We start from the raw sequence: 11,931 nt of genomic DNA, 5'->3' as shown, positions 1-11,931 counted from the left end.
CCTCACATCCGGAAGACGCCGAAGTTCTCGGCGCCTTCGATCGGGGCGTTGGCAATGGCCGACAGGCACATTCCCACCACGGTTCGGGTGTCGCGCGGGTCGATCACGCCGTCGTCGTAGAGGCGACCGGACAGGAACATCGGCACGGATTCCGCCTCGATCTGGTTCTCGATCATGGCGCGCATGCCGGCGTCGGCCTCTTCGTCGAACGCCTGCCCGCGGGCCTCGGCGGAGGCGCGGCTGACGATGGAGATGACACCTGCCAGCTGCGCCCCACCCATCACGGCGGATTTGGAACTGGGCCAGGCGAACAGGAAGCGCGGATCGAATGCGCGTCCGCACATGCCGTAGTGGCCGGCGCCGTAGGACGCGCCGAGCAGGATCGAGATGTGCGGGACGGTGGAGTTGGAGACGGCGTTGATCATCATCGACCCGTGCTTGATCATCCCGCCCTCCTCGTACTCCTTGCCCACCATGTAGCCGGTCGTGTTGTGCAGGAACAACAGCGGTGTGTGCGAGCGGTTGGCCAGCTGGATGAACTGGGTGGCCTTCTGCGATTCCTCGCTGAACAGAACGCCGCGCGCGTTGGCGAGGATGCCCACCGGGTATCCGTGCAGTTCGGCCCAGCCCGTGACGAGTGACGATCCGTACATCGGCTTGAACTCGTCGAAATCGGAGCCGTCGACGATGCGGGCGATCACCTCGCGGGGATCGAACGGGATCTTGAGGTCGGCGGGGACGATGCCGAGCAGTTCCTCGGGGTCCTCGAGCGGTTCGATGACCTCGGCCCGGGGCGCGGGACCCTGCTTCTTCCAGTTCAGGCGCTTGACGATGCTGCGGCCGATCCGGATGGCGTCCTGCTCGTCGACCGCGAAGTAGTCGGCGAGGCCGGACTTGCGGGCATGCATCTCGGCGCCGCCGAGGGTTTCGTCGTCCGATTCCTCACCGGTGGCCATCTTCACGAGGGGCGGTCCGGCGAGGAACACCTTGGACCGTTCCTTGATCATGACGACGTGATCGGACATGCCGGGGATGTACGCGCCGCCGGCCGTCGAGTTGCCGAAGACGAGGGCGATGGTCGGGATGCCCGCGGCGGAGAGCTGGGTGAGGTCGCGGAACATGCGGCCACCGGGGATGAACACTTCCTTCTGGGTGGGAAGGTCGGCGCCGCCGGATTCCACGAGGGAGATGACGGGGAGCCGGTTCTGCCGGGCGATGTCGTTGGCGCGGAATCCCTTCCGCAACGTCCACGGATTGCTGGTGCCGCCGCGGACCGTCGGGTCGTTGGCGACGATCAGGCACTCGACGCCCTCCACCACGCCGATACCGACGACAGTGCTGGCGCCGACCGGGAAGTCGCTGCCCCACGCCGCGAGCGGGCACAGTTCGAGGAACGGCGAGTCGGGGTCGAGGAGCAGTTCGATGCGCTCCCGGGCGAGGAGCTTGCCGCGCTTCTTGTGCCGCTCGGTGTACTTCTCGCCGCCGCCAGCGAGTGCCTTGGCGTGCTCGGTGTCGATCTCGGTGAGCTTGTCCGTCATGGCCTTCGCCGCCGCGGTGTACTCTTCGGAACTCGTGTCCAGCGTGGACTTCAACGTGGTCATGACTGATACCCCAATCGCTTGGCCGCGAGCCCCGTCAGGATCTCGGTGGTACCGCCACCGATCCCGAGGATGCGCATGTCGCGGTACTGCCGTTCCACTTCGCTCTCCCGCATGTAGCCGAGGCCGCCGAACAGCTGGACGGCCTGGTTGGCCACCCATTCGCCCGACTCGACGGCGGTGTTCTTCGCGAAGCAGACCTCCGCGATGAAGTCCTCGTTCGACACGAGCGAACGCTCCACCAGCGCTCTGGTGTAGACGCGGGCCACGTCGGTCTTGCGCGCCATCTCCGTGACCGTGTTCTGCACCGACTGCCTGCTGATCAGCGGACGGCCGAACGTCTCGCGGTCGCGCACCCACTGCAGCGTGAGGTCGAGGCACCGTTGCGCGCTCGAATAGGCCTGCGCGGCGAGGGCGATGCGCTCGGTGAGGAATGCCTGGGCGATCTGCGCGAACCCGCTGTTCTCCTCGCCGACCAGGTTGGCGGCGGGCACCCGGGCGTCGACGAACGACAACTCGGCCGTGTCCGACGCACGCCAGCCCATCTTGTCGAGTTTGCGTGCCACCTCGAAGCCCGGTGTGCCCTTCTCGATCACGAGCAGGGAGAGCCCCGATGCGCCGGGACCGCCGGTGCGGACGGCGGTGACCACGAAGTCGGCCCGGACAGCGGACGTGATGAACGTCTTGGATCCGTTGACGACGTAGTGGTCGCCGTCGCGGACCGCCGTGGTCCGCAGATGCCCGACGTCGGAACCGCCGCCGGGTTCGGTGATGGCGAGGGAGCCGATGAGCTCGCCGCGCAGGGTGGGGCGGACCCACTTCTCGATCTGCTCCGGGTCACCGGCCGCTGCGAGGTGCGGCAGCGCGATTCCCGACGTGAACAGGGAAGCGAACGCGCCACCCGATGCACCCGCCTGGTGGAATTCCTCGCAGATCAGTACCGCGTCGACGAGGTCACCGCCCTCGCCTCCGACGGATTCGGGGAAGCCGGCGCCGAGCAGACCCAGCTCGGCGGCCTCCCGGTGCAGCGCGCGGGGCAGTTCGCCGTCGCGTTCCCACTCGTCCAGGTGCGGCAGTATCTGTCGTTCGACGAAGCTGCGCACCGTCTTGCGCAGTTCCTGCCGCTCGGGTGTGTCCCACACGCTCACAACGTTGTCCCTTCGGGAAGAAGTGCTTCCGGTATGTCGAGGTGCCGGGATCTCAGCCATTCGCCGAGCCCCTTGGCCTGCGGGTCGAACCGGGCCTGGGACGCGACGCCCTGCCCGAGGATTCCCTCGATCACGAAGTTGACGGCGCGCAGTTTCGGCAGCACATATCTCGTGACGGTGAGGTCGGCGGCCTCCGGGAGGAGGCGCTTGACTTCGTCGACGGTCAGGGCGTGGACCAGCCACCGCCACTGTTCGTCGGTACGCACCCACACACCGACGTTCGCGTTGCCGCCCTTGTCCCCACTGCGCGCTCCGGCGATGGTGCCGAGCGCCACCCGGACCGTGGGTTCGGCGCCCCGCGGCTCCGGGAGTGCGGGTTCCGCGACGTCCTCGAGTTCGCGGACGTCGGTGGCGGGTTCGATGTCGACGCGCGTTCCGTCCGGCAGCACCGCGACGTGCGGCACCTCCTTGGCGTACACGTATCCCGGGGTGAACACGCCGTAGGGCTGCCCCTGCCCGGGCGGCGCCGTCAGCGTGAATCCCGGGTAGCTCGCCAGTGCCATTTCGACTGCGACGGAGGAGAATCCGCGTCCGACCGCGTTGGCGTCGGAATCCCGGACCACGCAGCGCAGCAGCGCGCTCGCGGCCTCCTCGGTGTCGGCGTCCGGGTGATCGGTGCGGGCGAGCGACCAGTCGAGTTCGGCCGGCCGCGTGGGAAGCCACCCCTCGAGCTGCCGTTTCACCAGGGCAGCCTTGGAATCGATGTCGAGGCCGGTGAGGACGAACACGGCCTCGTTGCGGAATCCCGCGAGCGTGTTCAGCGACACCTTGAGCTGCGGCGGCGGTGCCTCCCCGACGACGCCACTGATGCGCACGCGGTCGGGTCCGTCCTGCGACAGTGCGGCGGAGTCGATCCGCGCGGTCACGTCGGGACCGGCGTAGCGGCCACCGGTGATCTCGTACAGCAACTGCGCGGTGACGGTGCCGACGTTCACGGCGCCACCGGTCCCGGGGTGCTTGGTGATGACGGACGATCCGTCCGAGTCGATCTCGGCGATCGGGAATCCGGGACGGTCGAGGTCGTCGATCTCGGTGAAGAACGCGTAGTTGCCGCCCGTCGCCTGGGTGCCGCACTCGATGACGTGCCCCGCCACCACGGCGCCGGCGAGCTGGTCGAAAGCGTCTCGCTGCCAGCCGAAGTGCGCGGCCGCCGGGCCGACGATGACGGACGCGTCGGTGACACGCCCGGTGACGACGACGTCGGCGCCGGCATTCAGGCATTCGACGATGCCCCACGCGCCGAGGTAGGCGTTGGCGGTCAGCGGGCTGCCCAGCCCCAGTTCGGCGGCCCGGCCGATCAGGTCGTCGCCTTCGACGTGGGCGATCGTCGCCTGCAACCCCAGCTTGTCGGTGACCTCCCGCAACGCGTCCGCGAGACCGGCCGGGTTGAGCCCGCCGGCGTTGGCGACGATGCGGACACCCTTGTCCAGGGCCAGCCCGAGGCAGTCCTCCGCCTGACGGAGGAAAGTCTTCGCGTAGCCGCGGTTCGGGTCCTTCATGCGGTCGCGACCGAGGATCAGCATGGTGAGTTCGGCGAGATAGTCGCCGGTCAGATAGTCGAGCTCGCCGCCTTCGAGCATCTCGCGCATCGCCGACAGGCGGTCGCCGTAGAAGCCGGAGCAGTTGCCGATCCGCACGGTCATCGGGTTCCCGCCTCGCGGCCGCCGCCCGCGGGGCCCGCGAAGGCCTGAGCGATGTTCAGCCACGCGTCCGCATCCGCACCGGTGGCCTCGAGAGCGAGATCGGCTCGGTTCGCGCGCTGGGTGACGAGAAGGCAGAAGTCCTCGGCGGGCCCGGTGACCTTCTGCGCGGCATCCTCGGGTCCCCACGTCCAGACGGACACTCCGTCGGGGGCGGTCAGTTCGACGCGGAACTCCTCCGCGGGTGGGGCGAGTTCGTTGACGGCGTAGGCGAAGTCGCGGGTGCGGACACCGAGGTGGGCGATGCTCTTCAACCGCTCGGTGGGTGTGCGCGGCACCGAGAGCGCGTCGGCGACGTCCTGGCCGTGCGCCCACGTCTCCATCAACCGGGCGGTGGCCATCGAGGCCGCCTTCATCGGCGGGCCGTACCAGAGGATCTTCTGTCCCGGCGGCACCGCCAGGAGAGCCTCCGCGAGTCGAGCCCGGGCCGAGCGCCAGGCCTCGAGCAGTTCCGCAGGTTGCCGCCGGGCGTGCTCCTCGGCGCCGGCATCGACGAAGCCGGCCGGGTTCGAGGCGGCCACCGTCAGTTGCTCGGTGAAGCCGTCGGGGTCGGTGATCGCCAGGAGGGCGGCCTCGTCGGTCCACAGCAGATGTCCGATCTGGTGGGCGACGGTCCAGCCCTCGGCCGGTGTCGGATCGGCCCAGCGGGAGTCGGGGAGGTCGGCGACCAGGGCATCCAGTGAATCGCTCTCGGCGCACAAGTCGTCGATGAACCTCTGCAGTTCAGCCATGCGACCAGCATCACACCGGCCCGATAAAAAAGCAAGCACGATTGATTGTTATTTGGCTGCGGATCGTCCGGCGAGCTGCCACGCTGGTCACGTGATACGACAGTTGCTCACCCATGCCGCGCTCAACCCCCTCCCCTCCCCGCGCGCACTGGCCGCCCGAGTCGTACCGGGAACCGGCCACCGCATCGCCGGGAAACGGATCCTCGTCACCGGTGGTTCCTCGGGGGTCGGGGAAGCGGCCGCACGCCGGCTCGCCGCCCTCGGCGCGGAGGTGGTCCTCGTGGCCCGCGGCTCCGACGCCCTCGAGTCCGTGCGCGACGACATCCTGCGGTCCGGTTGCGACGCGCACGCCGTCCCCTGCGACCTCACGGACCCGGAGTCCGTCGACGCCCTCGTCGCTCGAGTGCTCGGGGAGATCGGCCCAGTCGATGTACTCGTCAACAACGCCGGGCGGTCGATCCGGCGGACGGTCGAGGACTCGCTGGACCGATTCCACGACTTCGAACGCACCATGGCTGTCAACTACTTCGGCTCGACGCGGCTGACCCTCGCGTTGCTCCCGTCGATGATCGAGCGCCGCGAGGGCCACATCATCAACGTCGCGACGTGGGGAGTACCCGCCGGCGTGATGCCCAAGTTCTCCGCCTACCACGCGTCCAAGGCAGCCGTCGGCGCGTTCGGCCGAAGCCTCGGCGCCGAAGTGCGCGACCGCGGAATCTCCGTGACAACCCTGGACTTTCCCTTGGTCCGGACTCCGATGATCGCGCCCACCACGGACTACGACGCGATGGCGGCCCTGACTCCCGAGCAGGCGGCGGAATGGTTCGTCACCGCCGTGCGCACCCGGCCGATCGAACTGCTCCCCAGTTACGCCGAACTGTTCCGGGTGCTCGGCACGTTCGCGCCGTCCGCCACCGACGCACTGGTACGGCGCACCGGCATCTGAGCGCAATGACAGACTGGGACGGTCTCGAATCCGCGCTCACACCCGAGGGAGTCGTCCATGACCGACGCCGTGCTCACCACCCGCGAAGGCGACATCGTCACCTGGACGCTCAACCGTCCGGAGGCGCGCAACCCGATCTCCGAGCCGGACGTGATCGAGGCGCTCGAGAATGCGGTGGCCGACGTCAACGGTGATCCCAGCGTGCGCGTCGCGATCGTCACGGGTGCGGGTTCGGCGTTCTCCTCCGGCGGCAACGTCAAGCACATGCGCGACCGCGCCGGAATGTTCGGCGGCTCCCCCGCCGACCTGCGGCAGGGTTACCGGCACGGCATCCAGCGCATTCCGCTGGCCCTCTACCACTGTGAGGTGCCGACCATCGCCGCCGTCAACGGACCCGCGATCGGTGCCGGATGCGACCTGTCGCTGATGTGCGACATGCGGATCGCCTCCACGGCCGCCGTGTTCGCGGAGAGCTTCGTCAAGGTCGGACTCGTTCCCGGCGACGGCGGCGCCTGGTTCCTGCCGCAGGCCGTCGGGATGGCGCGCGCCAGCGAGATGGCGTTCACCGGCGACGCGATCGACGCCGCGAAAGCCCTCGAGTGGGGACTCGTCTCGCAGGTCACCGAACCCGAGGAACTCCTCGGCGCGGCACGGGCGCTCGCCGAGCGGGTGGCGGTCAACCCGCCGCAGGTGCTGCGGATGACCAAGAAGCTGCTCCGCGAGGGCCGTCACCAGAGCCTCGAGAGCCTCCTCGAACTGTCGGCGGCCATGCAGTCGCTCGCCCATCACACCGCGGACCATCACGAGGCGGTCGGCGCGATGCTCGATCGCCGCAGCCCGAACTTCACCGGCCAGTGAACCCGGGCATCGCACACCGGTGACAGCCGAGCCGCGCAGTCAGCTTCTTCCCGTCGTCTCGGTCCTCGGATCGGTGCTGTCCGTCCAGTTCGGCGCCGCCTTCGCGAGCACCCTGTTCGAGGCGGTGGGCGCCAGTGGCGCGGTGTCGCTGCGGCTGACGATCGCGGCGATCATCCTCGGGGTGATCGTGCGGCCGCGGTGGCGACGGTGGACACGAACGCAACGCGAGGGCATCCTCGCACTCGGAGTGGCGCTGGCCGTCATGAATTCGGCGTTCTACGAGGCCCTCGCGCGGCTCCCGCTCGGCACCGCCGTCACCATCGAGTTCCTGGGGCCGCTCACCCTCGCCGCCGTGCTGTCGCGAAGACTGCGGGACGGTGTGTGGGTGCTGGCGGCGCTGACCGGGGTGATCATGCTCGGCCTGCGCGAGAACTCGGGCGCCGAGTCCCTCGACCTCGTGGGGGTGGCATTCGCGCTCACCGCCGGCGCGGCGTGGGCCGGTTACATCGTCGCCGGCTCGAACCTCGCGGCAACGGTTCCCAGCGCGGACGGCCTGGCCGGCGCGAGCATCGTCGCGGCGGCCCTGACGCTTCCGCTCGGCGCGGTGTCCGGCGGCACCGCACTGTTCGACCCCCGGATCCTGGCCGTGGGCGCGGCGGTGGCCCTGCTGTCGTCGGTGATTCCGTACTCGCTCGAGCTACGGGCGCTGCAGGTGATGAGCAAGAAGGTGTTCGCCGTGCTCATCGCGCTCGAGCCTGCGGCCGCGACCCTCGCCGGGGTGATCGTGCTCGGGCAGGTCCTCGGACTGCAGTCGCTGGCCGCGATCGCGCTCGTCGTCGCGGCCGGTGTCGGCTCCGTCCTGAGCAACCGGTAGCGGCACGGCCGGCGGGCGGGGCTGGCAGGATCGACGCGTGAGCACAGCGAACCTGACCCGAGCCGAAACCGCCGAACGTTCCCGCGCGATCGACGTTCTCGGCTATCGGGTGGAACTGGACGTACTCGGCGCCGTCGACCGGGAGGTCGGGACGTTCGCGACCACCACGACCGTCGAGTTCACCGCCCGCACGTCCACGACCTGGCTCGACTTCCTCGGCGCCGGTGTGGAGTCGGTGACGGTCAACGGCGCCGACGTCCCCGTCGCCTACGACGGCGCCCGCATTGCGTTGACCGGGCTGCGTGAATCCAACGTCGTGATCGTCGCCGCCCGGGGCGAGTACAGCCGTTCCGGTGAGGGTCTGCACCGGTTCCTCGACCCGGCGGACGGGCAGACGTACCTGTACACGCAGTACGAACCGGCCGACGCGCGGCGGGTGTTCGCGTGCTTCGAACAGCCGGACCTGAAGGCGCCGTTCACGTTCGTCGTCACCGCGCCGCGGGAGTGGGAGGTGGTCTCCAACCAGCAGGTCGCCGAGCGGGACGACACCACCGGCGGGCAGGTCGTCACGTTCGCGCCGACACTGCCGATCTCCACCTACATCACCGCGGTCGTGGCCGGGCCCTACCACCGGGTCGACTCGGAATGGAGTGGCGGCGACGTCCCGATCCCGCTGGGCGTCCTGTGCCGCGCCTCGCTTGCGCAGTACCTCGACGCGGACACGATCTTCGAGATCACCCGGCAGGGGCTGGGGTTCTTCACCGACGGTTTCGATTACCCCTACCCGTTCGGCAAGTACGACCAGGTGTTCGTCCCCGAGTACAACCTCGGCGCCATGGAGAACCCCGGCTGTGTGACATTCACCGAGGCGTACGTGTTCCGCGGCGCCGCCACCGACTCCCAGTACGAGGGCCGGGCGAACACGATCCTGCACGAGATGGCCCACATGTGGTTCGGCGACCTCGTCACGATGGTGTGGTGGGACGACCTGTGGCTCAAGGAATCGTTCGCCGACTACATGGGCGCACTGGCCAACGCGGAGGCCACCCGGTGGACCGGCGCGTGGGTGGCCTTCGCCAACCGTCGCAAGGCATGGGCGTACCTGCAGGACCAGTTGCCGACGACGCATCCGATCGTCGCGGACATCGTCGACCTCGAGGCCGCGAAACTGAACTTCGACGGCATCACGTACGCGAAGGGCGCCAGCGTCCTCAAGCAACTCGTCGCGTACGCCGGGCGTGATGCGTTCTTCGAGGGGGCACGCCGCTACTTCCGCGCCCACGCCTTCGGGAACACCACCCTGACGGATCTGCTGACGGAACTGTCGGCGACGTCGGGCCGGGATTTGACGAGCTGGGCGCGCGCCTGGCTGCAGACCACCGGCGTGTCCGCACTGAGCCTGCAGCGCGGCGCCGACGGGCGCGCCGCGATCGTGCAGACCGATCCGCGTCCGCACCGGCTCGGCGTCGGGCGCTACGACTTCGACGACACCGGCGACCTCGTGTGCGTGGAGCGGGTGGAGGTCGACCTCACCGACGCCCGCACCCCGATCGACCTCGCCGACGCGCCGCTCGTGTTGCTCAACGACGCCGACCTGACGTACGCGAAGGTACGGCTGGACGACCGATCGCTGACCACCGTCGAGACGTCGCTCGACCGGCTGCGCGACCCGCTGGCGCGGGGCCTGATCTGGTCGTCGCTGTGGAACGCGACCCGCGACAGCGAACTGGGTGCCACGCGGTATCTGTCGATGGCCCAGCGGTTCTCACCGGCGGAGTCGCACCTGACCCTCCTCACGTCGGTGCAGGCCAACGCCCCCTATGCGATCGAGCACTTCCTCCCCGAGACGTCGCGCGACACCGCCCGTCTCGACTGGCTCGAGCACACCTGGCGCACGTTGTGGGACGCCACGCCGGGTTCGGGAAGCCAACTCGCCTGGGCACGGGCGGTGGCGTCCGCAGCGGCGATGGACGGCAGTCGCGCGGCCGGCATCCGATCGATTCTCGAGGCCGGCGGGCCGGCACCGACCGGGCTGTCGCTCGACCCGGATCTGCGCTGGGGATTCTGGGGCGCGCTCGCCGCCACCGGGCACGCCGACGACGCGGACCTCGACGGGGAGCTACGCCGCGACGACACCGGTTCCGGTCGCACCGCGTACCTGCGGGCGAGTTTCTCGCGACCGGACCCGGACGTGAAGGCGAAGGCCTGGGAATCGATCTTCCACGACCGCACACTGTCCAACGAACATCTCGGGGCGATCATCGCCGGGTTCCGCGCAGGCGCCCGGCACGACCTCGTCGAGGGTTACGCCGCCGACTACTTCGCCTCGATCCGCTCGGTGTGGGAGGAGCGCAGTATCGAAATCGCGCGGCGGATCGTGGTCGGGCTGTTCCCGTCCGAGCCCACACTCGACGCGGCGGACGGATGGCTCGATACCAACGCCGATGCGCCCGCCGCGCTACGACGGCTGGTGCTCGAGCAACGGGATCATCTCGCCCGAGACCTGCGAGCGCAGGCGTTCAACAGCCGTTCGGACGTCACCGGCTGACCGGCCGGGCACCGTTCGACGTGCGGGCCGTCCACCGTTCCAGGGCGTCCCGCCACCGGCCGGACGCACTGTCGCCCGCCCAGGCGATGTAGCCGTCGGGACGCACGAGCAGTGCGGGGCCCTCGTCGGTCCGGGTCACCGCGTGGACACCGCCCGGGACGGGAGCCCCGGGCGCGGTGACCAGGACGAAACCGCCCGAGCGCATCACCTCGTACAGCCGTCCGCCGTCGGTGGGCAGGTCCTCGGCACGTCGGCCGACCAGGGTGCTCTCACCGGCGGCGTGGCCGTACCCGATTCCGATCCCCGAGAACATCCGGGCGATCGCGTCGCCGATCGGCGGGAAGGAGAGAAGCGCCGCCACTGCCCCGTTCCGGAGCTTCCGGAGGATCCACGGCCGGACGATCATCATGCGCATCGTGGCACCGCTCGACCGCAGAACCAGCCGTCCCACCGGGTGCCGCTCGGAGTGGTACGTGTCGAGAACCGCGTCGTCCGCGCCGTCCAGGACGGCCGCGAGTTTCCAGCCGAGATTGACGGCGTCCTGAATGCCGGTGTTCATTCCCTGCCCACCGGCAGGCGAATGCACGTGGGCTGCATCGCCGGCGAGAAACACCCGACCCGTCCGATACTGCGGGACCTGCCGTTCGTCGCTGTGGAAACGCGACTGCCAGCGCACGCCGCCGAGACCGTAGTCTGTGCCCATGGCGACCTCGATGGTGCTGCGCAGTTCCTCCCGGTCCACGGGCGCGGTGTCGTCCACCTGATGCCGCCGATTCCAGGCGATCACCCGAAACAGGTTGTCGCCGTAGGGTGCGATGAACGCGAATCCGTCGCGGACGGCGTTGACGGTCACGAGATTGTCGGGTGGGTTCTCGAGTTCGACGTCGGCGAGCATGATCGACCGCAGCACGGCCTTGCCGGGGAACGGTTGCCCGATCATCGTCCGGACCGCGCTGTGCGCGCCGTCCGCACCGACCGCATACATCGCCTGGAACGTGCTGTCGCGTCCCGAACTGTGGTGGCCGTGAACACGGACGCCGTTCCCGTCCTGCTCCACCCCGGTCACGGTGAACCCGCGGATGATGTCGGCGCCGCGGTCCCGGGCATGTTCCTCCAGGAGGGTGTCGACGTTCCGCTGCGGGGTGACGAGGACGAACGGGAACCGGGACCGCAGGCGTCCGAGGTTCAGCGCTGCACCGCGCCACAGCTTCAGACCCGGCGAGGCGGCGCCGGTGGCGACGAGTCGGTCGGCGAGTCCGCGGGCGTCGAGCAGTTCGAGGGTGCGGGCGTGGACGCCGAATGCGCGGCTGAGGGTGGACGGTGCGGCGCGCTTGTCCAGCACCGTCACCGATCGGCCCGCCGCCGCCAGCTCTCCCGCGAGCATGCATCCGGTGGGTCCCGCGCCGATCACCACCACGTCGATGTGCGTCATGACGTTGCCTCCGATCGAAAGTGTCCCGACTAAGTC

The 11,931-nt window shown here is 69.4% G+C and carries 9 protein-coding genes; 4 read left to right on the top strand and 5 right to left on the bottom strand.

Annotated elements, in window-relative coordinates; all coding sequences use genetic code 11:
* Positions 1–2: 2 nt before the first annotated feature.
* From ACNJ7E_RS29935 to ACNJ7E_RS29920, 4 genes are read right to left on the bottom strand one after another with little or no spacing between them, the layout of a single operon-like run.
* A complete protein-coding gene (locus ACNJ7E_RS29935) occupies positions 3–1,601 on the bottom strand; it encodes an acyl-CoA carboxylase subunit beta (protein WP_280779955.1) in 1,599 nt (532 codons plus the stop codon).
* Entirely contained in the window at positions 1,598–2,746 is a 1,149-nt protein-coding gene (locus ACNJ7E_RS29930; RefSeq protein WP_418341647.1) for an acyl-CoA dehydrogenase family protein, read from the bottom strand. Before ACNJ7E_RS29930 ends, ACNJ7E_RS29935 begins: the two co-directional genes overlap by 4 nt.
* Positions 2,743–4,449 carry an acyclic terpene utilization AtuA family protein gene (locus tag ACNJ7E_RS29925; RefSeq protein WP_418341646.1) on the bottom strand — a complete coding sequence of 569 codons (1,707 nt, stop codon included), beginning with the start codon at positions 4,447–4,449 and terminating at the stop codon, positions 2,743–2,745. The genes ACNJ7E_RS29930 and ACNJ7E_RS29925 overlap by 4 nt, the downstream gene beginning before the upstream one ends.
* Positions 4,446–5,237, bottom strand: a complete 792-nt coding sequence (locus ACNJ7E_RS29920; RefSeq protein ID WP_418341645.1) for a TIGR03084 family metal-binding protein — start codon at positions 5,235–5,237, stop codon at positions 4,446–4,448. The genes ACNJ7E_RS29925 and ACNJ7E_RS29920 overlap by 4 nt, the downstream gene beginning before the upstream one ends.
* Between ACNJ7E_RS29920 and ACNJ7E_RS29915 the strand changes: the two genes are divergently transcribed.
* From ACNJ7E_RS29915 to pepN, 4 genes are read left to right on the top strand one after another with little or no spacing between them, the layout of a single operon-like run.
* On the top strand, positions 5,215–6,183 hold the full coding sequence (locus ACNJ7E_RS29915; RefSeq protein WP_418341644.1) for an SDR family oxidoreductase: 969 nt from the start codon (positions 5,215–5,217) through the stop codon (positions 6,181–6,183). The genes ACNJ7E_RS29920 and ACNJ7E_RS29915 overlap by 23 nt on opposite strands.
* 57 nt (positions 6,184–6,240) lie before the next feature.
* Complete coding sequence (locus ACNJ7E_RS29910; RefSeq protein WP_280779951.1) at positions 6,241–7,041, top strand: crotonase/enoyl-CoA hydratase family protein; 801 nt, start codon at positions 6,241–6,243, stop codon at positions 7,039–7,041.
* 19 nt (positions 7,042–7,060) lie between these two features.
* Positions 7,061–7,915 carry an EamA family transporter gene (locus ACNJ7E_RS29905; protein WP_317570081.1) on the top strand — a complete coding sequence of 285 codons (855 nt, stop codon included), beginning with the start codon at positions 7,061–7,063 and terminating at the stop codon, positions 7,913–7,915.
* 37 nt (positions 7,916–7,952) lie between these two features.
* Positions 7,953–10,463, top strand: a complete 2,511-nt coding sequence (pepN, locus tag ACNJ7E_RS29900; protein ID WP_418341643.1) for an aminopeptidase N — start codon at positions 7,953–7,955, stop codon at positions 10,461–10,463.
* Here the strand turns inward: pepN and ACNJ7E_RS29895 are convergent.
* Positions 10,453–11,895 (bottom strand): FAD-dependent oxidoreductase, encoded by a 1,443-nt coding sequence (locus tag ACNJ7E_RS29895; RefSeq protein WP_280779949.1) that lies wholly within the window; start codon positions 11,893–11,895, stop codon positions 10,453–10,455. The two genes, pepN and ACNJ7E_RS29895, sit on opposite strands and share 11 nt — an antisense overlap.
* Positions 11,896–11,931: the final 36 nt, after the last annotated feature.

Origin of the sequence: Rhodococcus mengyinensis (assembly GCF_048381435.1) — a bacterium.
Lineage (GTDB): Bacteria > Actinomycetota > Actinomycetes > Mycobacteriales > Mycobacteriaceae > Rhodococcus_F > Rhodococcus_F opacus_D.
Note: the sequence above shows the minus strand (reverse complement) of the source record. Positions and strands in the feature narration are given on the sequence as shown.